The 19,650-nt window shown below is 68.1% G+C and carries 22 protein-coding genes and 1 tRNA gene; 12 read left to right on the top strand and 11 right to left on the bottom strand.

The annotated features are described in order from the left end of the window. Positions 1–68: 68 nt before the first annotated feature. Positions 69–761: an SDR family NAD(P)-dependent oxidoreductase gene (locus BN984_RS04200; RefSeq protein WP_008095366.1), complete on the bottom strand. Its 693-nt coding sequence runs from the start codon at positions 759–761 to the stop codon at positions 69–71. 95 nt (positions 762–856) lie between these two features. On the opposite strand from BN984_RS04200, the gene BN984_RS04195 reads away from it, so the two are divergent. From BN984_RS04195 to cruF, 3 genes are read left to right on the top strand one after another with little or no spacing between them, the layout of a single operon-like run. Then, entirely contained in the window at positions 857–2,359 is a 1,503-nt protein-coding gene (locus tag BN984_RS04195; RefSeq protein ID WP_049967748.1) for a phytoene desaturase family protein, read from the top strand. Continuing rightward, positions 2,356–3,261: a prenyltransferase gene (locus tag BN984_RS04190; RefSeq protein ID WP_008095369.1), complete on the top strand. Its 906-nt coding sequence runs from the start codon at positions 2,356–2,358 to the stop codon at positions 3,259–3,261. The genes BN984_RS04195 and BN984_RS04190 overlap by 4 nt, the downstream gene beginning before the upstream one ends. 15 nt (positions 3,262–3,276) lie before the next feature. Continuing rightward, positions 3,277–4,158 (top strand): bisanhydrobacterioruberin hydratase, encoded by an 882-nt coding sequence (gene cruF / locus BN984_RS04185; protein WP_049967747.1) that lies wholly within the window; start codon positions 3,277–3,279, stop codon positions 4,156–4,158. Between the two features lie 54 nt (positions 4,159–4,212). Here cruF and BN984_RS04180 read toward each other — a convergent pair whose 3' ends face one another. The 4 genes from BN984_RS04180 to BN984_RS19640 all read right to left on the bottom strand — a co-directional run bounded on the left by BN984_RS04180 (position 4,213) and on the right by BN984_RS19640 (position 7,475). After that, positions 4,213–5,160, bottom strand: a complete 948-nt coding sequence (locus tag BN984_RS04180) for a DMT family transporter (protein ID WP_008095373.1) — start codon at positions 5,158–5,160, stop codon at positions 4,213–4,215. 171 nt (positions 5,161–5,331) lie between these two features. Then, on the bottom strand, positions 5,332–6,075 hold the full coding sequence (locus tag BN984_RS04175; protein WP_049967746.1) for a helix-turn-helix domain-containing protein: 744 nt from the start codon (positions 6,073–6,075) through the stop codon (positions 5,332–5,334). A gap of 59 nt (positions 6,076–6,134) precedes the next feature. Beyond that, positions 6,135–7,154, bottom strand: coding sequence for a phytoene/squalene synthase family protein (locus tag BN984_RS04170; protein WP_049967745.1), 1,020 nt, complete (start codon positions 7,152–7,154; stop codon positions 6,135–6,137). Between the two features lie 168 nt (positions 7,155–7,322). Further along, entirely contained in the window at positions 7,323–7,475 is a 153-nt protein-coding gene (locus tag BN984_RS19640; RefSeq protein ID WP_004974999.1) for an HVO_2523 family zinc finger protein, read from the bottom strand. Between the two features lie 285 nt (positions 7,476–7,760). On the opposite strand from BN984_RS19640, the gene BN984_RS04165 reads away from it, so the two are divergent. The 3 genes from BN984_RS04165 to BN984_RS04155 all read left to right on the top strand — a co-directional run bounded on the left by BN984_RS04165 (position 7,761) and on the right by BN984_RS04155 (position 9,271). Continuing rightward, positions 7,761–8,036: an ArsR/SmtB family transcription factor gene (locus BN984_RS04165; RefSeq protein WP_004975000.1), complete on the top strand. Its 276-nt coding sequence runs from the start codon at positions 7,761–7,763 to the stop codon at positions 8,034–8,036. Between the two features lie 8 nt (positions 8,037–8,044). Continuing rightward, positions 8,045–8,335 carry a hypothetical protein gene (locus BN984_RS04160; protein ID WP_008095377.1) on the top strand — a complete coding sequence of 97 codons (291 nt, stop codon included), beginning with the start codon at positions 8,045–8,047 and terminating at the stop codon, positions 8,333–8,335. A gap of 153 nt (positions 8,336–8,488) precedes the next feature. Next, complete coding sequence (locus tag BN984_RS04155; RefSeq protein WP_049967744.1) at positions 8,489–9,271, top strand: spondin domain-containing protein; 783 nt, start codon at positions 8,489–8,491, stop codon at positions 9,269–9,271. 485 nt (positions 9,272–9,756) lie between these two features. Here the strand turns inward: BN984_RS04155 and BN984_RS04150 are convergent, their stop codons facing one another. Next, positions 9,757–10,230: an Lrp/AsnC family transcriptional regulator gene (locus BN984_RS04150; protein WP_004975004.1), complete on the bottom strand. Its 474-nt coding sequence runs from the start codon at positions 10,228–10,230 to the stop codon at positions 9,757–9,759. Between the two features lie 164 nt (positions 10,231–10,394). Between BN984_RS04150 and BN984_RS04145 the strand changes: the two genes are divergently transcribed. Further along, positions 10,395–11,456 carry a CNNM domain-containing protein gene (locus BN984_RS04145; protein ID WP_049967743.1) on the top strand — a complete coding sequence of 354 codons (1,062 nt, stop codon included), beginning with the start codon at positions 10,395–10,397 and terminating at the stop codon, positions 11,454–11,456. Positions 11,457–11,584: 128 nt separating this feature from the next. On the opposite strand, the gene BN984_RS19380 is transcribed toward BN984_RS04145, so the two are convergent. After that, a tRNA-Met gene (locus BN984_RS19380) sits at positions 11,585–11,733 on the bottom strand. Positions 11,734–11,861: 128 nt separating this feature from the next. On the opposite strand from BN984_RS19380, the gene BN984_RS04140 reads away from it, so the two are divergent. Further along, positions 11,862–12,983, top strand: coding sequence for a DUF7115 domain-containing protein (locus BN984_RS04140; protein ID WP_008095380.1), 1,122 nt, complete (start codon positions 11,862–11,864; stop codon positions 12,981–12,983). A 35-nt stretch (positions 12,984–13,018) separates the two neighbouring features. On the opposite strand, the gene BN984_RS04135 is transcribed toward BN984_RS04140, so the two are convergent. Continuing rightward, positions 13,019–13,390 (bottom strand): DUF5830 family protein, encoded by a 372-nt coding sequence (locus BN984_RS04135; RefSeq protein WP_008095381.1) that lies wholly within the window; start codon positions 13,388–13,390, stop codon positions 13,019–13,021. Positions 13,391–13,480: 90 nt separating this feature from the next. Between BN984_RS04135 and BN984_RS04130 the strand changes: the two genes are divergently transcribed. Further along, positions 13,481–14,113: a TVP38/TMEM64 family protein gene (locus tag BN984_RS04130; protein WP_049967742.1), complete on the top strand. Its 633-nt coding sequence runs from the start codon at positions 13,481–13,483 to the stop codon at positions 14,111–14,113. Positions 14,114–14,166: 53 nt separating this feature from the next. Here BN984_RS04130 and gpmI read toward each other — a convergent pair whose 3' ends face one another. Next, a complete protein-coding gene (gene gpmI / locus BN984_RS04125) occupies positions 14,167–15,762 on the bottom strand; it encodes a 2,3-bisphosphoglycerate-independent phosphoglycerate mutase (protein ID WP_049967741.1) in 1,596 nt (531 codons plus the stop codon). Between the two features lie 179 nt (positions 15,763–15,941). On the opposite strand from gpmI, the gene BN984_RS04120 reads away from it, so the two are divergent. Both BN984_RS04120 and BN984_RS04115 read left to right on the top strand, forming a co-directional pair. Beyond that, complete coding sequence (locus BN984_RS04120) at positions 15,942–16,619, top strand: DUF1405 domain-containing protein (RefSeq protein WP_008095387.1); 678 nt, start codon at positions 15,942–15,944, stop codon at positions 16,617–16,619. A gap of 112 nt (positions 16,620–16,731) precedes the next feature. Further along, the gene (locus tag BN984_RS04115; RefSeq protein ID WP_008095389.1) at positions 16,732–17,385 is read left to right on the top strand and encodes an ArsR/SmtB family transcription factor; all 654 of its coding nucleotides are present in this window, start codon (positions 16,732–16,734) and stop codon (positions 17,383–17,385) included. Between the two features lie 3 nt (positions 17,386–17,388). On the opposite strand, the gene BN984_RS04110 is transcribed toward BN984_RS04115, so the two are convergent. Both BN984_RS04110 and BN984_RS04105 read right to left on the bottom strand, forming a co-directional pair. Then, positions 17,389–17,883, bottom strand: a complete 495-nt coding sequence (locus tag BN984_RS04110) for a hypothetical protein (protein WP_008095391.1) — start codon at positions 17,881–17,883, stop codon at positions 17,389–17,391. 81 nt (positions 17,884–17,964) lie between these two features. Beyond that, on the bottom strand, positions 17,965–18,168 hold the full coding sequence (locus BN984_RS04105; RefSeq protein ID WP_049967740.1) for a PLDc N-terminal domain-containing protein: 204 nt from the start codon (positions 18,166–18,168) through the stop codon (positions 17,965–17,967). Positions 18,169–18,398: 230 nt separating this feature from the next. Between BN984_RS04105 and gatD the strand changes: the two genes are divergently transcribed. Then, entirely contained in the window at positions 18,399–19,646 is a 1,248-nt protein-coding gene (gene gatD / locus BN984_RS04100; protein WP_008095394.1) for a Glu-tRNA(Gln) amidotransferase subunit GatD, read from the top strand. Positions 19,647–19,650 lie beyond the last annotated feature (4 nt).

Genomic DNA, 19,650 nt, shown 5'->3' with positions numbered 1-19,650 from the left:
ACGAACTGGTTCGGATTAATAAGGGGCGCGGTTCCGGCGGGATGGGGGAGTCGAAGCTGCGAGAACCCTCACCGCGTCGCTTTCTTCCAGACCCTGCGGTCCGCGATGTCGCCGTCGAACTCGGCGGGGTCGGCGTCGGTCGCCGCCCAGACGAACAGGTCGGCTACGTCGTCGGGGTCGCGGCCCTGTCCGCCGGTGAGGTCGGTGGCGACGAGACCGGGGTCGACCACGGTCACGGTCTGGTCGCAGTCGGCGGCGAACTGTCGGACGAGCGCCTCGGCGGCCGCCTTGGAGACGGCGTACGCCCCCATTCCCGGCTTCGCCTCACGAGCGATTGAGCCGGAGGGCACGAGGATGCGCCCGTCGTCGGCCATGTGCGGGAGCGCCTCTTTGACCGCCGCGAAGACGCCGCGAACGTTGGTCCGGAGCGTGTCGTCGAACGCCGCGTAGGACTCTTCGGGCGCGGGCATCTCGCCGGGCGTCCCGTGGGCGACGGCGGCGTTGGCGACGAGCACGTCGATGTGCCCGCCGGCGCGGGCCGCCGTCTCCATCAGTCGCTCCATGTCGAGTTCGTCGCGCACGTCGGCGCGGACGGCGCTCGCGGTCCCGCCGTCGGCCTCGATGTCGTCGACGACCGACTGGAGGGCGTCGCCGTCGCGGGCGCAGGCGACGACCGTCGCGCCGGCGCGACCGAGGGCGCGCGCGACCGCCGCGCCGATTCCGGAACTCGCGCCTGTGACCACCGCGGTGGTGTCGTTCATGCGGGGCCGTAAGGAGGGACCGAGCCTAAAGCTACCCCCCGACGGCGGTCGATTCGGTCAGTCGATTTATGTTCTCTACGTCCTTACGAACGGACATGAATTCTGTCTCGGCTCTCGACTCCCTCGCCGGCGAGTCCGTCGTCGTCGTCGGCGGCGGGTTCGGCGGCCTCTCGACGGCGTGCTACCTCGCGGACGCCGGTGCCGACGTGACGCTGTTGGAGAAGAACGAACAGCTCGGCGGCCGAGCCAGCACGCTCGAACGCGACGGCTTCCGGTTCGACATGGGGCCGTCGTGGTACCTCATGCCCGACGTGTTCGAGCGCTTCTTCGCCTACTTCGGCAAGCGGCCCGAGGACTACTACGGGCTGACCCGACTCGACCCGCACTACCGCATCTTCTTCAAGGACGGCGACCGCGTGGACATGCTCCCCGAGGTCGAGGCCAACAAGGCCACCTTCGAGTCCTACGAGCCCGGCGCGGGCGACAGGCTCGACGACTACCTCCGGAAGGCCGAGCGGAACTACCGCATCGGGATGGAGCACTTCGTCTACACCGACCGCCCGGAGCTGACCGACTACATCGACCTCGACGTGTTCCGGTACTCGTGGGGGCTGTCGCTCGTCGGCTCGATGCAGGACCACGTCGAGAAGTACTTCGACCACCCGAAGCTCCAGCAGATAATGCAGTACACGTTGGTGTTCCTCGGCGGCGCGCCGAACAACACGCCGGCGCTCTACAACCTCATGAGCCACGTGGACTTCAACATGGGCGTCTACTACCCCGACGGCGGCCTCGCGGGCGTCGTCGACGCCATCGTCGACCTCGCCGAGGAGCTGGGCGTCGAGTTCCACACCGACTCGCCCGTGGCCGAAATCGCCGGTCGCCGCGGCGGGTTCGCCGTCCGCACCGAAGACGGCCGCGAGTTCCTCTGCGACCAGGTCGTCTCCGACGCCGACTACGCCCACACCGAACAGGAACTCCTCCCGGAGAAGAAGCGCCAGTACGACGCCGACTACTGGGACTCCCGAACGTACGCCCCCTCGGCGTTTCTGCTCTACCTCGGCGTCGAGGGCGACGTGGACGAACTCGCCCACCACACGCTCGTGTTACCCACCAACTGGGACGACCACTTCGAGACGATATTCGAAGACCCCGCGTGGCCCGACGACCCCGCGTACTACCTCTGTGTCCCCTCGAAGACCGACGACACGGTCGCTCCGGAGGGCCACAGCAACCTGTTCGCGCTCGTCCCCATCGCGGCCGGGCTGGAGGACACGCCGGAACTCCGCGAGAGCTACCGCGACCTCGTCCTCGCCGACATCGCCGACAACACCGGCGTCGACCTCCGCGACAGAATCGTCGTCGAGGAGTCGTTCTGCGTGAACGACTTCAAGGAGCGCTACAACAGCACGCAGGGAACCGCCCTCGGACTCGCCCACACGCTGTTCCAGACGGCGCTCCTCCGCCCGCCGCACGGCTCCGAGACGGTCGACGGCCTCTACTTCACCGGCTCGTTTACCACGCCGGGCATCGGCGTCCCGATGTGTCTCATCAGCGGTCAACTCACCGCCGAGGAGATGGCCGAAGACGCGAGATGAGCGCCGATATGGCCGCACAGAGCGAGTCCGGCGAGGGCGGCGACGACGGACGAGCAGACGGCGGTCTCCGAGACCGACTCGTCTACCTCGCGGTCCTCTCGCGGCCCCGGTTCTGGCTCTACCTCGCCGGCCCCGTCGTCGTCGGCGTCGCGGCCGCCGCGAGCGCCCCCGCCGACCTGTTCGGCCTCGAACCCGTCGCCCTGTTCGCGTACTTCCTCGTCCCCGCGAACGTCTTTCTCTACGGCGTCAACGACGTGTTCGACGCCGACGTGGACGAAGCGAACCCGAAGAAGGACGACCGCGAGGCCCGCTGGCGCGGCGACCCCGTGAACACCGTCGTCGTCGCCGCGAGCGGCCTGCTCGGAGTCGGCCTGTTCGCCGTCGCTCCGCGGGTGGCGTGGCCGTGGCTCGCCGCGCACTTCTTCCTCGCCGTCGAGTACAGCGCGCCGCCGTTTCGGTTCAAGACGACGCCGCTTCTCGACTCGGTCTCGAACGGCCTGTACGTCCTGCCGGGCGTCGCCGCCTACGCGGCCGTTTCGGGGTCGAACCCCCCGATGCTCGCCGTCGCGGGCGCGTGGCTCTGGACGATGGGGATGCACACGTTCTCCGCGATTCCCGACATCGAGCCGGACCGCGAGGCCGGCATTCGAACGACCGCGACGGCCCTCGGCGAGCGGCGGACCTACTGGTACTGCGCCGCGACGTGGGTTCTCGCGGCCGTCGCCTTCGCCGCGGTCGACCCCCGACTCGGCGCGCTCTTGGCGGCCTATCCGGTCGTCGTCCTCGGTATCGCCACCTCCGGCGTCGACGTGGACCGGGCGTACTGGTGGTACCCCGTTATCAACACCGTCGTCGGCATGCTCATCACCCTCGGGGCTCTCTGGAGGCTCGTCAATGGGTGAACCGGAGGTGCGGCCGTGAGCGCGAGCGACCTGCGAGCGCGGCTGCCGTCTACCCGCGGTGAAGCGGAGGCGGCGCTCGACCGACTCGTGCGCGACAACCGCTTTACCATCTCGGTGTTCTTCCCGCTGAACGGCGCGGTGCTCCTCGTCGCCAGCGCGATGGGCTGGCTCCCCGACCCGCTGGCGTTCAACGCGTTTCTCATCCTCCTCGGGACGTTCGTGATGCGCTCGCCGCTCATCGTGGGCGTCCTCCCGCTCGTGACCAGACGTGCCGCTCTCGGCGTCGGCGCGCTCACCGCGTACGCCTACGCCATCGAGTACACCGGCGTCACCACGGGCTGGCCGTACGGCTGGTTCCACTACGGCGTCGACCTCGGGCCGACGGTCACCGGGGTTCCTATCGGCTTGCCGGTGTTTTTCATCCCGCTCGTCATGAACGCCTACCTGCTGTGTCTGCTCTTGCTGGGCGACCGCGCCCGCAACGGGGCCGTCCGCCTCGGCGTCGTCATCGCGGCCGTCCTCGCCATGGACGTGGTGCTGGACCCCGGCGCGGTCGCGCTCGGCTTCTGGGAGTACTACCGCCTCGCCGACGACGCGGTGCTGTTCTACGGCGTCCCGCTTTCGAACTACGCCGGTTGGGTCGTCAGCGCGACCGTCGCCGTCGTCGCGCTCGATTGGTCGTTCGACCGCGAGGCGCTTCTCGCGCGACTCGACCGCACGGAGTTCATGCTCGACGACCTGGTGAGCTTCGTCATCCTCTGGGGCGGCATCAACGCGTGGTTCGGCAACTGGATTCCCGTCGCGGTCGCGGCGCTGTTCGGCGTCGGACTGCTCAAGACGGACCGGTTCGACTCGCGGCTTCTGCGGCTTCCGCGGCGGTTGCCGTGGCGCTCCTGAACGGCGGGATTCCCTCGCGCTCGCGCCCGTCTGTCGCGGCCCCAGCGCTGTCTCTCAGTCGGATTCGACGCCGCGACGCCGGCCCCGATAGGCGGCTCCGAGCCGTTTCCACTTGAGCAGGCCGAAGCCGAGGAGGACGAACCCGAAGCCGACGAGCGTGGTCGCGGTCACGGGCTCCGTGAACAGAAGCCAACTGTACACCGTCCCGAAGCCGGCGATGGCGTAGGTGACGAGGTTGAGCTCGACGGAACCGAGTCGGGGGAGAAGCGAGAAGTACAGCAGGTAGCCGACCGCGCTCACGAAGACGCCGAGATAGACGAGACCGACGACGCCCGCCGGCGACGCGTCGACCCCCGCCAGCGACTCCGTCGGACTCGCCGCGCTCGCGAGATGGGTCGCGGCGGCTCCGACGACCATCGCCCACGCGGTCTGGGTGGCGAACGGCATCTCGGTCTCGATTCGCTGGGCGAGCACGCCGCCGAGCGCGAAGGACGCCGCGGCGAGCACCAGTATCGCCTGCCCCGCGGCGTTCCCCGCGAGGAGGTTCGACGGGTTCGGGTCGGTGATGACGACTAAGCCGAGGAAGCCGACGACGACGCCGAGCAGTTCGACCGGGCCGAATCGCTCGTCGGGCAGAAACAGCTTCGCGAACCCGACGGTCAGTATCGGAATCAGCCCCGCGAGCACCGAGGCGACCGCGCTCGGGACGGTTTGCTGGCCGACGTTCTGGAGGACCCCGTAGCCCCCGAGCGTCAGGAGACCGGCGACCGAGACGGCCGCCCAGTCGCCTCGTGTGCGGGGTCGCCAGTAATCGGTGCGTCGCCCCGCGTACAGCAACAGGAGGACCGCCCCGATGTCGAGCCGGAGCGCGGCGTACAGAATCGGCGGGAACGACCCCAGCCCGACCGTCACCGCGGGGTAGGTGCCACCCCAGACCGCCGCCAAGAACACGAACAGGACGGCGTTCCGGTATCGACCGGCGAGGAGTTGGCTACCGACCATGACGAGGGACGGTGTGTGAAGCCGGCGTCGCGGGCGCGGTCGAGTCAGCGGTTTGCGGTGGCGTGTCGAGAATCGATCTCGGCTCGTCGGCGGTCGAGAGCGATGCGTCGGCGTGTGCGCTCATCACCGGGACCTACGCCCGCGAGCCGGGAGAACCGGAGGGTTAGGATGCTAACCCCCGTCGCCGGGCCGCGCAGCCGGCGGGTCGCGGTCGGCGTCGAGACCGGCGAGCGCGGAGACGGCGGCCCCGAGGAGCTTTCGCTCCGCACGGCGGAGCGTCTTCGAGATGGCGACGTCGGAGACGCCACAGCGGTCGCCGAGAGAGGCGAGCGACTCGCCCCGCGGCGTCTCGTAGTAGCCGTGTTCGACCGCGGTTCGGAGCACCCGCGCCTCCGTCTCGGTGAGTCGCTCACAGCCGTCGAGGAGCGTCGCGGCCTCGTGGAAGTTCCGGAAGACGGCGGCCGCACCCGAGTCTGTGAGCGGCGTCTGCTCGACGACGGTGAGTTCGTAGCGGCGGTCGAGCGAGTCGAGAGTGGCCGCCGCGGCATCCGGCTCGGCGAACCCGAGGTGCCACCGTTCCCAGCCGTCCCTGTCGCGGAACGGAGCGATGACAGCGCCGCCGTTGGCCATGACCGTCTCGATGGCGACGGTCTCTTCGAGCACGACGTGGGCCGTCGCGTGCGACCCGCGCTTCCACTTCAGTTCGAAGTGGCGCACGCCGTCGGCGTCTCTGAGCGCGCGGATGCCGGCCTCTAACTGCGACCGCCCCGGCGACGAGGCTTCGACCCAGAGGTCGCACTGGCCGGTTTCGGGCGAGAGATTCCAGTACGGCGTGGTCAGCGTCACGTCGTGCGCGGCGGTCACCCGTCCCAGCGGACAGTCGTCTAACCGGGTGTCGAGGGTGACGCGATGCATGCCGGGGGCTCTCTCGGCCACCCAGTAAATCTTTCAGTCGCGGAAAAATCGCGCGTCGCTCAGTCCGAGCCCCAGCGGTTCAGCGACCGGAGCCAGCCGGAGACGCGCCCGCTCCGTCGGCTGCGGCCGATCCGCGTCGAACCGGGGCCGAAATCAGCGTCGAGGTCGTCGTCGTCCGGGTAGGGGACGACGCTGACGGCCTTGAACACGGCCACGGGGTCGCGCCAGACGGCCCAGTACGCCGCGGTCTTCGCGAGGAGCGTGAGCTTCCGCCCGAAGCTCAGTTCGGGCGTCGCCGTGAGCGTGTCGTAGCCGAGGTTCCGAATCGACCGGTGGTGGTCGGCGTACAGCACCGCCGAGAGGAGCACCGGGAACTGGCAGTCCGCCGGGAGGTACTCGATGCCGGCGACGCCGTCGCGGTACAGCGACTCCGTTCGACGGAGTTCGTCGCGCATCACGTCGGCGACGCGCTCGTCGAACTCGAGGTCGAGTATCTGTTCGGCGTCGACGCCGTGGCGGTCGAGCGTCGTCCGCGGGAGGTACACCCGGCCGCGCTCGACCACGTCTTCGCCCACGTCGCGCAGGAAGTTCGACATCTGGAACGCCTGTCCCAGCGCCGTCGCGTGCGGGAGCGCCGCCTCGGGGTCGTCGGGACGCATGACGTCGGTCATCATCCGACCGACCGCGGAGGCCGACCCGTCCATGTACGTCTCAAGTTCGTCGTAGGTCTCGTAGCGGTCTTTTTCGATGTCCGACTCCATCGCGTCGATGAAGACGTTCACGTCGTCGGGGTCGATACCGTAGCGCTCTCTGAGTTCGGCGAACGCCGACAGGACGGGGTCGTCGGTCTCGACCTCGCCGAGCGCCTCGGCGCGGAGGTGTTCGAGACGCTCGCGCTGTTGTGCCGGCGGCGCGGTCTCCTCGGCGTCGACGACCTCGTCGGCGACCCGAAAGAACGCGTACAGCACGTACGTGGCGTGTCTGACGCGCTCCGGGAGGAGGCGCGTCGCGAAGTAAAACGTCTTTCCCGTCCGCTGTTGGATGTCTTTTCCCGCCTCGACCTGTGATTCGTTGAGCATCGTTTCGTGTACGTGGCCGCATCCGTCTCGGGACCAACTGAGCTGACCGGGGAGGACAGTCATTCGTTAGGTCTCCGCCGACATAACGCTTCGTGCTGTCGTGAAATCAACCCGCGAACCCGCCGACTTCGCAGTGGTACCAGCGCGGGCGTCTCCTGTCAGGTTTCGTTACCAGAACGTGTCGCTGCAGTCGTAGACGACCCCGTGTTCCGGGCAGACGTACTTGCAGTGGCGGTGGTCCATCGATGTGCCGCAGAAGGGACAGGGCCGTCCCTTCGGAGACTCGATGGCACACGCGTTCCGTCCGGTGTCGTCGTCCATACGAGTTTTCGTAGGACGCGACCGACATATCCCTTACTGCCGTCGGGGGGTCCTGCCGGTTCGAGTCGGTCCGCCGGTGAGGCCGAGTCGGTTCCGTCTCGGACACCGGCGAGCGCTGTCGGGGCGGCGGCACCGACCGACTCGGCGCGCCCGGAGACTCCACCCGAATTTGGTACGGAACTGGAACAACGCTCATGTGCGGTCGTCGCCGAGTCGAACTCGTCGCGTCGAACGGCACCCGCGAGAATAATACCGCGCTCGACCAATCAACCAAACGAACAGTCGATGGAGAAGGCGCTTTGGTATCTGCTCACGGCGACCCGCGGCGGCGAGAACCGCGTCCGCATCATCCGCGCCCTCTCGGAGCGCCCGCAGAACGCGAACCGCCTCGCCGACGAACTCGACGTGGGCTACAAGACCGTCAGACACCACCTCGACGCCCTCGAATCCCACGGGGTCGTCGAGGCCGGCGGCGACAAGTACGGACGGCTGTACTTCCTCACCGACCAGTTCGAACGGTACCGCGACACCTTCGAAGAAATCACGACACACCTCGAATGACCATGGCAATGGACACCCAAATCATGGCGGCCAGCGCCCTCTCGGGCGCGAACATCGTCTTCCTCGCGGCGCTGACCGCCGTGTGGATTCGCAACTACCGGACGTTCCGCACCTCGCTCGTCCTCGGTCTGCTCGCGTTCGCCGTCGTCATGCTCGTCGAGAACGCCGTCGCGCTCTACTTCTTTTTCACCATGCAGAGCCTCTACTCCGGGGACCCCCACGTCCAGCAGGCCGTGTTGGTCCTCCGCGGCCTCCAACTCGTCGCGCTGACGTTCCTGACCTACGTGACGGTCCGGTGAGCGACCCGGCGGTATCGACCTTCGGCCCTCGCCCGGTCCGAATTTGGTACAGAGTCGACCCCGATTCGTCACGGAGTCACCCCGAATCTCGAAAAACCGCCTTTAGCCGGTCTCGCGTCTTCGTTGTCGTGGCACCGACCACACGTGAGACCAATGACGGACACGACGACTCCGACGACGCGACGAACCGTACTCGGACTGACCGGCGCGGGCGTGCTGGCCGCCCTCGCCGGCTGTTTGGGTAGTGCGAGCCTGCCGGGCCAATCGACCGGAAACGGAAACAGCCAGTCCGCGCGAACCTACCGCGTGACCGTGGCGAACCTGACGACCGGACAGCCGTTTACCCCGCCGGCGGTGGTCGCCCACCGCGCCGGCGTGGAACTGTTCGCCGTCGGCGACCCGGCGAGCGACGCCATCAGAGAACTCGCCGAGAACGGGAACCTCGGCCCGCTCGGTGAGCTGGCCGAAGCGAGCGACGACGTTCGCGGCGTCGCGGTCGGCGACGCGCCGCTCGTCCCCGACGAACTCCCGGCGAGCGAGATGTTTCCCGCGGCCGCGACGCTCGAACTGGAGACCGACGCCAGCGGCGCGTACCTCTCGTTCGTCAGCATGCTCATCGGCACGAACGACGGGTTCGCCGGCCTCGACACCGTCCCGCTCCCGGAGCGGGTCAACGAGTCGCGGTCGTACTTCGCGGCCAGCTACGACGCCGGAACCGAGGTCAACACCGAGGCGTACGGCGACATGGTCCCCCCTGCACAGGCCCTCTACGGCATCGACTCCGGGACCGACGGAACCGGCATGAGCGACCCCGACCTCGCCGAGAACGGTGTTATCGCGCCGCACGCGGGTATCGTCGGCGACGGCGACCTCGACCCCGCCGTCTACGGCTGGGACGACCCCGTCGCGCTGGTTCAGGTCGAACGACTCGACTGAGTCGGCCGCGACCTGACTTCTCGACCGCTGAAACGCCGTCGCTCACGGGTCACGAGCGTCGTCGGAGAACAAAAACCGAGGCGTGGACGCCGTCGGAAGCGAACGACCGGGGGCGGTCGTCCGGTGAAACCACGTAGCGTACCACGCGGCGAGTGCAGGGAGGCCCGACCGCGCGATGCTGTTGCAGCCGCGTCTACCCGTTGTCGGAGCGCGTTGAACCGCTCTGGTGGTGATGGTGGTGGTGGGGGGCATCCGGTCGGCGAGAGACCGACGCGAACGGGAGGGTCTCTGACAACGGCGATTACCAGTTCGTTATCACTCGTCAAAGCTGTACCGGTGGTTCGAGAGCCGGGCCATCGGACATCGACGGGCTCGGATTCGGCACTAAGACGGCGTTTCACGCCCCCTGTACTCGTGTTACCTACCGAAATGTCACCGGTGTCGGTCCCGAGTGACGGCGCTTCGCGCGTCGGCTCTCGGCCGGTTCACTCGTCGCCCCCGTCGCCGAACTTCGCGTACGGCCGGCGGTGGGTGTTCCGAATCAGATCCTCGTCGGAGACGCGAAGCCCCAGTTCGTCTAACTCCTCGCCGATTCGACTGAGGTCGTCGCCGTCGACGCCGATGGCTCGGACCATGACGTTTCGCTCGCCGGTCATCACCTCCTGTACCTCGACGACGCCGGGGACCGCGGCGGCGGCCTCGGCCAACTCCTCGCGCTCCGGAATCGGGGCCGTACAGACGATGAGCGTGTACAGTTGGTACCCCGCGCGCTCGTAGTCCACGTCGGCGTGGTAGCCGCGGACCACTCCGTCGGCTTCGAGTCGCTGGATACGGTTTCGGACGGTGCTCGCCGAGGCGTCGAGTTTGTCGGCGATGTCGGTCGACGACGTGCGGCGCGCCTCCGACTGCAACGTGTACAGTATCTTCCTGTCCAGCGCGTCGAGTTCTCGACTCGTCATTCGTCTGGTCGTCTGTCGCCCGCGACATTAACCCTCCCGGCATCGTTGTCAGAAGCTTAGTTTAAACTAGATAATATGCGACTCCCGACAATATACTACATATACTTCCGGACGGCCGATGCTTTCTAACGGGTCGAACGCGAACGAAGGGGACACCGACACAGATGAACCCAACAGAGATCGGTATACGCCTCGTCGCGGGGGCGTTGCTCATCCTCACGAACGGTTTCTTCGTGGCCATCGAGTTCGCGCTGACGCGCGCCCGCCAGTTCACCGAGTCCGAGTTCGTCGACGGCGACTCCCGACTCGAACGGGCCTGGGAGATGACCCAGGAGCTCGAACTGTATCTCACGACCTGCCAAGTCGGAATCACGGCGTCGAGCATCGCCGTGGGTATCGTCGCCGAGCCCGCGCTGGCGTCGCTGTTCGAACCGCTACTCGAGCCGCTGTTCGCCGGCACGACGCTCGCGACCATCGGTGCCGGCGCGCTCCTCGCCTACCTGATCATCAACCTCCTCCACCTCACCCACGGCGAGCAGACGCCGACGTACCTCGGCGTCGAGCGCTCCCGAATGGTCTGTCGCTACGGGGCGGCGCCGCTGCACTGGTTCTACGTCGCCATCTCGCCCGTCATCAAGTTCGGCGACTGGGTCGCCAAGTGGACGCTCAAGCTCTTCGGCATCGAGATGTCGGGCGCGTGGCTCGAGACCGAAGCCGAGGTAATCGAGTCCCGGGGTCAGCTCCGCGAGCGCCTCCACTCCCTGCTCGAGGAGGGCGAACTCCCCGAAGAACGCCGCGACGAGGTCCTCAGCGCGCTGGACGTGGACGAACTCTCCATCAGCGAAATCATGATTCCGAGCGACGACATCGTCTCGCTCTCGGCGACGGCGACGCCCGGCGAGAACTTCGACCGGATTCGGAACACGCCCCACACCCGGTTCCCGCTCGTCGGCGAGTCGTTCACCGACTTCCGCGGCGTCGTCTACGCGCCCTCCATCATCGACAACTTCGAGGCGCTCCGCGCCGGCGAGCGCTCGTTCGACGAAATCGCCGCGCCGACGATGACGCTCGCCGCCGACACGAACGTCAGCGACGCGTTCGACCAGTTCCAAGCGGAAGACCAGGAACTCGCGCTCGTCCTTCGGGACGGCGAAGTCGTCGGCCTCCTCACGGCGACCGACGCGCTCGAAGCCGTCATGGGCGAACTCGACGACCCGCTCGACTAGCGTCGCAGACGACGTTTTCGACGTTTTTTCAGACGCGACGCGTCGCTCACAGCGACGTGATTTCGCGGAAAACGGGGCGCGGCCGTGACGACTCACGGACGGCTCTGCGTGCGTGACGAATCGAAGAATGCCCGGGGTGGGCTCCGAACCCACGATCTCCGCATGTCCCAGGTGCGAAGCCGGCATGACTTCGCGAGGGGCGGAGGCTTCCAAGGCGTTCCGCACCGATTGTGAAACCCTATGAGTGCGGCGCTATGTCCAGCTAAGCCACCCGGGCTCAACTTCCCGTTGTGTGCTGGTTGTATTTAAGCTTCTCATCTCCGACGACCGCGAGGCGAGTCACCACGCCACTCGATTCGCGTCATCACCCGCGGATTTATGTCCCAACACCGGGTGCACACACGCATGAGCCAACCGGAGATCGTCCAGTCCGTCCTCGGAGAGGAAGACGTGGTGACGCGCGTCCACCTCGGGGGCGAGGACGAACTGTTTGTGACTCCGACGCGGACGCTCGTCTATCGGGCCGAAGGCCTCCTCTCGGACGAGTCCGTCGACGAATTCTCGCACGCCGCGGAGCGACTGTCCGTCAAGGAAGGGCGACGAAAAGCGAAGCTATCGCTCGACTACGGTCTCGACGGGAGCGAGACGTTCTCGATGTCCTCGAAGCGGCTCGACGACGCGCTCCAGCCTATCGTCGAGGGCGTTCTCGCGGCAGCCGGCGTGACCGACGAGGAAGGCGAGCGTGTCGTCCAGACGTTCCGTTTCAGCGAACTCACGTTCGTCGTCACCGACGCCCGCGTCGTCCGGCACATCGGCAGCGCGGTCTGGGACGAAGACTACGAATCGTACCGCTACGCCGACGTGACTGACCTCGAATTCGAGTCGGGGAGCGTCGCCACGACGGTCGTGCTCACCGTCGACGGCCGCCAAGAGCGGTTCAAGATTCCCAACGAGGAGGCGCGGCTCGTCCGCGAGAAACTCGCGCGTGCGCTGTGCGACTACCACGGCGTCGGCAGTCTCGAGGAGTTCCGCGTCCAGATGGAGAAAGCGCGGGCGAACGACGAGTCCGCCGACGCCGCCGCCGACCGCGACAACACCGACTTCGGCGCGGGCCCCGACCCGCTGAGCGCGAACCCCGGTGAACTGTCCGACGAACCGGCGAACGGCACCCGCGCCGAGGGTGACGCGCCCGCCGAGCCGAGCCAACAGACCGCCCGCACGCAGTCCGTCGAAGCCCCGTCCGCGACCGGCGCGGTGGCGGAGGCGAAGCAGGCCGCCGAGTCGGCGTCGACCGAGTCGGCGTCGGGCAACGTCGCCGACGCCGCGGACCTCGGGTTCGAGGGCTCCGGCTTCGAGTCGGCTGCCGAGTCCGAGTCGGCGGACTCCGGCGCTGTCGATGCCGACTACGCCGAACTCGCCGACGAAATCGAGTCGCTCCGCGAGGTCGTCGAGGCCCAAAGCGAGCAGATTCGCCACCAGCAGGAGCTGGTCGAACAGCTCATCGAAGAACTCCGCCGCGGGCGGTAACCGCGGCAGTTCGCCCCCGACGACCGCCCGGACACCTATTCCCGCCCGAGCACTTTCCTGATACACGACGAGCCGAAGGGCCCGAGTTCGCCGGACTCGAACGTCACGAAGTGGCCGGTGGAGATGGACGCGCCGCAGCGGCGGCAGTCGAAGTCGCCCTCGCGCTGGACGACCTGACTCTCGAATCTGACGAACGTGCCGCCGCGGTTGTGACGGACGCGGCCGCCGTCGCGCTCGATGATGCCCCGAAGCTCCGCCGTGTCGAGGATGTCGCGCGTGAGCGTCGGGTCCGTGGTGACCGTCTCGATGCGGTCGACGACCTCGGCGAGGGAGAGTTCGTCGGCTTCGAGGTGCGCGAGGAGGTCGAGCGCGAGTTCGACGCGCTCGTCGCGTGTGGGCTCGGTCACGGTTCGGGAGCCAATCGAACCGGGTCGGGCTAAAGCCCTCCGAAGCACAAAGCGTTTGGTCGCGGCGCGACGACCGACTCCAGAGCTTCCGTGCCCCGTCCGCGTCTCGCCGCCGGCCTCGCGCTCGCGGCCGTCGTCGCCGGTCTCCTGTTCGCGTCTCCAGACGCCGTCATCGCGCGCGCGGCGTGGGTCGCAGCCGACCCCGTCCGACTCGTCGCCGTCGTGAGCGCGCTCGCGCTCGTCCGCCCGCTTCTCGCGTGGCCGACGACGCTCCTCGCGCTCGTCGTGGGCTACGGCCTCGGCCCGGTCGGCGCGCCGTTCGCGCTGGCGCTCATCGTCCTCACGAGCGTCCCGCCGTTCCTTTTCGCGCGGCGCTACCGCGGAACGACCAGACTGGCCGATGTCGGCGAGCGGACCGTCGAGCAGACGGGGTCGGTCAAGGGCGTGGCCGCGAGCCGCCTGCTTCCGGTCCCCTCCGACGTGGTGTCGGTCGCGGCGGGCGTCGCCAACGTCCGACTCGGCGCGTTCGCGCTCGGAACCGCCGTCGGCGAACTCCCGTGGGCTGTCGCGGGCGTCATCGCCGGCGCGTCGGTCGAGACGCTTACGACCGAGTCGCTGGCCGCGGCCGTCCGCCCGGAGTTCGTCGTGCTCGCGGCGGTCGCGGGCGTCTCGATGCTCGTCCCGACCGCGTACCGTCGCTACCGGGGCGAGTCCGGCGCGTAGGTGAACTCGAAAATAGAGAGCGTAGAGGTACGTAGCGCGCGCGAGCGGCGGTCCTATTCTAACAGCGACTCGCCGGTCATCGCGGCCGGCTGGTCGACGCCGACGAGTTCGAGGATGGTCGGCGCGATGTCGCACAGCGAACCGCCCTCGCGGACGGTCCGGCCGCCCGAAAGCGGGTGGTCGGGGTCGAGGTCGGCGGCGTCGCCCTCGACGGCCTCGTCCCCGGCGTCGTTCTCCGCGGCCGCCTCGTCGTCGCGGTCGGCCGCGAGGTAGACGAACGGGACGGGGTTGAACGTGTGGGCCGTGTGCGGGTCGTCCTCGGTGCCCATGTCGTCGGCGTTGCCGTGGTCGGCGGTGATACAGACGTGGCCGCCGTGAGCGCGGACGCTTTCGACGAGCCGCCCGAGTTGTTCGTCGACCGCCTCGACCGCCTCGATGGCGGCCTCGTAGTCGCCGGTGTGGCCGACCATGTCGGGGTTGGCGTAGTTGAGAACCATCACGTTCGGGTCGTCGGACTCGATGATGCCGATGGCCGTATCGGTGAGCTCCGCTGCGGACATCTCGGGCTGGAGGTCGTAGGTCGGCACGTCGGGGCTCTCGACGATGTTCCGAATCTCGCCGTCGAACTCGACCTCGCGGCCGCCGTTGAGGAAGTAGGTGACGTGAGGGTACTTCTCGGACTCGGCCATGCGCAGTTGCGTCATGTCCGCCTCGGCGAGCACCTCGCCGAGCGTGTCTTCGGGCTGTTCCGGCGGGTAGGCGACCGAGACGTCGAACGTCTTGTCGTACTGCGTCATCGTCGTCATGAGAAGCTCCGGCGGCGTCGTCTCGAACTCCCAGACGGGCTCGATGTCGCAGAGCATCCGCACGAGCTGTCGCGCGCGGTCCGCGCGGAAGTTGAAGAAGATGACCGAATCGCCGTCTTCGAGGGCGGGCGCGTCGTCGACGACGGTCGGCTCGACGAACTCGTCGGTGTCGCCGCGGTCGTACGACTCGGTGACGGCGTCGACGGCGGTGTCGGCGGTCCACTCCGCCTCGCGCTCGACGATGGCGTCGTAGGCGCGCTTGGTGCGCTCCCAGTTCTGGTCGCGGTCCATCGCGTAGTAGCGCCCGGAGACGGTGGCGACGCCACCGGTTCCCTGCTCCTCGGCGACGGCTTCGAGGTCCGAGAGGTACGCCTCGCCGCCGGTGGGACTGGTGTCGCGACCGTCGGTAAAGGCGTGGGTGACGGCGTCGACGCCGCGGTCGGCGGCGAGTTCGATGAGCGCGTGGAGGTGTTGTTGGTCGGAGTGGACGCCGCCGTCTGAGACGAGGCCCATGAGATGGACGCGCCCGTCGTGTTCGTCGGCGTGGTCGTAGGCGGCCGTGATGGCCTCGTTCTCGAAGAACGAGCCGTCGTCGATGCTGTCGCCGATGCGGGTGTACGCCTGCTTGACGACCCGGCCGGCCCCGATGTTGAGGTGGCCGACTTCGCTGTTGCCCATCTGGCCGTCCGGAAGGCCGACGCGCCGGCCGTCGACGATGAGCGTCCCGAACGCGCCCGCGTCGCGGTAGCGGTCGAAGTTCGGCGTGTCCGCCGCCTTGATAGCGTCGCGGCGGTCGTGGTCGCCGAGTCCCCACCCGTCGAGGATGATGAGTGCTGCGTCCATGCGTCGCCGTTCGGCGCGCCGGGCTAACTGTCCTTTGCTCCCGACATGGAATGACAACGTGTCGCGTACGGAGATGAGAGGGCGGCGTTCGCGCCCCGACGGGGGTTCGCGCCGCCCCAACCGCCCCCGCTGCTCCCGCCCCGACGGCCTTTTCTTTCGGGGCGTCGTCCGACTCGGCGATGGGTCTACGCGACTTCGACCTCGACGCGGCGGTCGACGACTGGACGGAGTACTACCTCGGGAACGGCCCGAGCCTCGTCGTCTTCCTCGTCCTCAACGCCGCCGCGTTCCTCGTCGGGGTGAGCTTCTACGTCCACTCCGACCCCGCGCTGTCGGACCTGCCGACGTTCCTCTACCCGCTTTTCGGCGACTCGCCGACCGCCCTCGCGCTGATGACGCTGTCGGCCGCGACGCTGCTTCCGAACCTCGGCCGCCGCGTCGCCGACGCGCCGGTCAACCGACCGCTCGCGTACCTCCACACGCTCGCGTTCGTCTGGCTCGTCAAGTACGGCGTCTGGACGGTCGTCGCGCTCAACCTCCGGCCCGACCTCTACGTCGGCTTCTCCGGGGCTGCGCTGTGGGACTACTGGGGCATCATGCTCACCCACGCGGGCTTTCTCGCGCTCGCCCTCGTCGTCCCGCGCTACGGCGCGACCACCAAGGGCGCACTCGGGTTCGCCCTCACCCTTGCGCTCGTCAACGACGTGTTCGACTACGGTCTCGGCTACTACCCGCCGCTGAAGTACGAGGCGGGGGCGCTCCTCGCGGGTATCACCGTCGCCCTCTCGTTCCTCGCGGTGTTCCTCGCCTCCCGGGCGTTCGACCGTCTCTCAGAGACGCCGGAGACGGCCCCGTGAGCGCCCCGGGACCGCCCCGACAGCGCCCCGTGAGTCACAATCGCTAATCGCATGACGGCGCGGAGTATCACATGAGTCAGGCTTTTCCCCGCCCGCAGTCTATGACCTCGTAATGGACTCCGCGGTACTGCTTGACCTACTCGGGAACGAAAACCGCCGGCGAATCCTGCGGTTGCTCTCGCACAAACCGTGCTACGTCACCGAGATAAGCGAGTACCTCGGCGTCAGCCCCAAGGCCGTCATCGACCACCTCCGAAAGCTGGAGGACGCGGGACTCATCGAGTCGCGCACCGACGACCAGCGGCGCAAGTACTTCCACATCTCACGAAATCTCCGACTGGAGGTGAACGTCTCGCCGTACGGGTTCGGCGCGAAGAGCGCCTACCCGCCGAGTCCGAGCCTCGACATGGCCGGACGCTGTCCGCACGTGACGCTCGAAGTCGAGAACGCCGGGAGTGACGACGTCTCGGAACTAGCGCGCGAACTCGGAAAACTGGAGGAACTCGACAACGAACTCTCCTTGGCCCAGCGGTGGGTACAGGGCCGCATCACCGACGTGCTCGACCGCCTCAACGACCGCCTCGGCGTCGACGCCGACAGCAGGTTCTACGCGGAGATTCTCGCCGCGCTCGCCAACGGGTCGAACACCGTCCGCGGCATCGCGAAGGACCTCAACGCGGACCCCGCGGTCGTCGACAGCGCGCTGCACCACCTCGCCGACGGCGGTCTGGTCGCCCACAACGGCGACCGCTGGCGAATCGACTGACGCCTACAACTCCTCTGTCAGGCCCGCCCGAAGGTCGCGGCCGAAGTAGTGACCGACCAGCCCCGCGAGCCCGCCGCTCGCCGCGCCGACGCCCGCGATGGCGACGCCGTAGTCCGCGAGCAGTTGGACCGCGAAGGGCGCGAACACGGCGAACAGCGTCGAGAGGACGAACGCGAGGCCCGCGGCGATTGCGCCGGCGAGGACGACTTCCGTGTAGCGTCGCTTCGACCCGACGAGGCCGAGGACGAAGCCGGCGGCGGCGATGCCGACGAACCGCCCGACGAAACCGACGATGGGAATCGCGCCGCCGACGAGCAGTCCGCCGATGGAGAGCAGGAGCGCCGCGAGGAACACGCGCGGGGAGAACAGCCCGCTGAGGCGACCGCCGCCGGACGAGGCGGAGCGCTCCGCCCGCATCGAATCGTCGCTCTCGCGGTTCACGCCGGAGAGCAGGTCGTCGACGGACTGCTCAGACTCCCGTTGGTCCGACCGTTGCATGTGTACAGGGTCGCGGGCGAGCCTGATGGCTCTTGTGCCGGTGCGACAGGTGCCCGTCGAAAAGGAGGCGCGACGCGGTCGTTACGAACCCCGGCCCAAGATGAGGTACAGGAGGATGCCGAGAAGCGGGGCGAGGAAGACGACGACGGCCCAGAGGAACGCCGGGTGACTGCTGTTTCGCTTCGCGTCGCTGTACGTCCACGCCGCCATCCCGATGGTGACGAGGAACACCAGCAGGAACACGCCGGCCGCGCCGCCCGACTGGAGGGGTATCGTGGGGAGCATACGCTGGCCGACGGACGGTCCGGTAAAATGTCTTGTGTCCGTTATGTCTGTGATGCGGGCATCTCCCTCGTTGCACTCGGCCGGTTCTCTCCCAGTCGCCGTACCGAGTCGCGAGCGAAGCGAGCTACTCGGCTTTTTCCCTCCAGGTTTTTGCCGTGAGCGGGTCGCCGGAGGCGACCCCGAACGGTAAAAAGGTGGGTTTGAAGTCTGCCCCCACGGTATCCCGCGATATGAACGCAGGGGACCGCGTCCGCGTCACCCGCGCGGACGTCACGAACGAAGGCGTGCTCATGCCGTCTTCCACCGAGGACCATCTCGTCGTCAAACTCGACGGCGGGTACAACGTCGGCATCGCCCGCGAGGGAGCCGACGTGGACGTGCTCGAAACCGACGTGTACGACATCGAAGACGCACAGTCCGAGGGCGACGGCACCTCCGAAATCGAGTTCGACGACGACCTCCCGACCGTCTCGCTCATCTCGACCGGCGGGACAATCGCCTCGACGGTCGACTATCGAACGGGCGCGGTGACCGCGCAGTTCGACGCCGAGGACGTGCTCCGGGCCGTCCCCGACCTCGCGGGCCGGGCGAACTACCGCGGCCGCGTCGTCGCCAACATCCTCTCGGAGAACATGACGACAGACGTGTGGGTCGACCTCGCCGAGGCCATCGCCGAGGAAATCGAGGCCGGGGCCGACGGCGTCGTCGTCATGCACGGCACCGACACGATGCAGTTCTCCGCGTCGGCGATGTCGTTCATGCTCGACACGCCCGTCCCCATCGTCTTCACGGGCAGTCAGCGCTCGGCCGACCGCCCCTCGTCGGACAACGTGATGAACGCCGTCTGCGCCGTCGAGGCCGCCAAGGCCGACGCCGCCGAGGTCATGGTCTGCATGCACGCCTCGGAGTCCGACGACGTCTGCGCGCTCCACGAGGGGACGCGCGTCCGCAAGAACCACACCTCCCGGCGCGACGCGTTCGAGACCGTCGGCGCGAAGCCGCTCGGCGAGGTCGACTACGAGGCCGAGGAGGTCACGTTCCGCCGCGACTACGCCCCCCGCGGCGAGGCCGACCTCGCGCTCCACGCCGACATCGAGTCCGAGGTGGAACTCGTGAAGTTCACGCCGGGGATGGACCCCGCGGCGCTCGACTACCTCGACGGGAAGGCCGGCGTCGTCATCGAGGGGACGGGCCTCGGCCACGTCCACACCGACCTCATCCCGCGGTTCGAGGAACTCGTGGAAGACGGAACCACGGTCGCCATGACCTCGCAGTGTCTCGACGGCCGCGTCTGCGACCGCGTCTACGACACCGGCCGCGACCTGCTCGACGCCGGCGTCGTCGAGGCGGGCGACACGCTCCCCGGCACGGCGAAGGTGAAGCTCATGTGGTCGCTCGCCAACCTCTCCGACCCGGCCGGCGCGATGGGCCGGAACCTCGAAGGCGAGCTGACCCAGCGCTCCGTCCCGTGGGAGTGAACTG

The organism is Haloferax prahovense (assembly GCF_000723845.1).
Lineage (GTDB): Archaea > Halobacteriota > Halobacteria > Halobacteriales > Haloferacaceae > Haloferax > Haloferax prahovense.
This window is presented reverse-complemented; position numbering and strand designations above follow the sequence as displayed.

Excerpts from the sequence above, each read along its gene's own strand:
- BN984_RS04155 (WP_049967744.1), top strand. The coding sequence starts at position 8,489 with ATGACGGACACGACGACTCCGACGACGCGACGAACCGTACTCGGACTG.
- BN984_RS04170 (WP_049967745.1), bottom strand. The coding sequence starts at position 7,154 with ATGCTCAACGAATCACAGGTCGAGGCGGGAAAAGACATCCAACAGCGG.
- BN984_RS04165 (WP_004975000.1), top strand. The coding sequence starts at position 7,761 with ATGGAGAAGGCGCTTTGGTATCTGCTCACGGCGACCCGCGGCGGCGAG.
- BN984_RS04195 (WP_049967748.1), top strand. The coding sequence starts at position 857 with ATGAATTCTGTCTCGGCTCTCGACTCCCTCGCCGGCGAGTCCGTCGTC.
- BN984_RS04180 (WP_008095373.1), bottom strand. The coding sequence starts at position 5,160 with ATGGTCGGTAGCCAACTCCTCGCCGGTCGATACCGGAACGCCGTCCTG.
- BN984_RS04150 (WP_004975004.1), bottom strand. The coding sequence starts at position 10,230 with ATGACGAGTCGAGAACTCGACGCGCTGGACAGGAAGATACTGTACACG.
- BN984_RS19640 (WP_004974999.1), bottom strand. The coding sequence starts at position 7,475 with ATGGACGACGACACCGGACGGAACGCGTGTGCCATCGAGTCTCCGAAG.
- BN984_RS04145 (WP_049967743.1), top strand. The coding sequence starts at position 10,395 with ATGAACCCAACAGAGATCGGTATACGCCTCGTCGCGGGGGCGTTGCTC.
- BN984_RS04120 (WP_008095387.1), top strand. The coding sequence starts at position 15,942 with ATGGGTCTACGCGACTTCGACCTCGACGCGGCGGTCGACGACTGGACG.
- BN984_RS04175 (WP_049967746.1), bottom strand. The coding sequence starts at position 6,075 with ATGCATCGCGTCACCCTCGACACCCGGTTAGACGACTGTCCGCTGGGA.
- gatD (WP_008095394.1), top strand. The coding sequence starts at position 18,399 with ATGAACGCAGGGGACCGCGTCCGCGTCACCCGCGCGGACGTCACGAAC.
- BN984_RS04115 (WP_008095389.1), top strand. The coding sequence starts at position 16,732 with ATGGACTCCGCGGTACTGCTTGACCTACTCGGGAACGAAAACCGCCGG.
- BN984_RS04140 (WP_008095380.1), top strand. The coding sequence starts at position 11,862 with ATGAGCCAACCGGAGATCGTCCAGTCCGTCCTCGGAGAGGAAGACGTG.
- gpmI (WP_049967741.1), bottom strand. The coding sequence starts at position 15,762 with ATGGACGCAGCACTCATCATCCTCGACGGGTGGGGACTCGGCGACCAC.
- BN984_RS04200 (WP_008095366.1), bottom strand. The coding sequence starts at position 761 with ATGAACGACACCACCGCGGTGGTCACAGGCGCGAGTTCCGGAATCGGC.
- BN984_RS04105 (WP_049967740.1), bottom strand. The coding sequence starts at position 18,168 with ATGCTCCCCACGATACCCCTCCAGTCGGGCGGCGCGGCCGGCGTGTTC.
- BN984_RS04190 (WP_008095369.1), top strand. The coding sequence starts at position 2,356 with ATGAGCGCCGATATGGCCGCACAGAGCGAGTCCGGCGAGGGCGGCGAC.
- BN984_RS04160 (WP_008095377.1), top strand. The coding sequence starts at position 8,045 with ATGGACACCCAAATCATGGCGGCCAGCGCCCTCTCGGGCGCGAACATC.
- BN984_RS04110 (WP_008095391.1), bottom strand. The coding sequence starts at position 17,883 with ATGCAACGGTCGGACCAACGGGAGTCTGAGCAGTCCGTCGACGACCTG.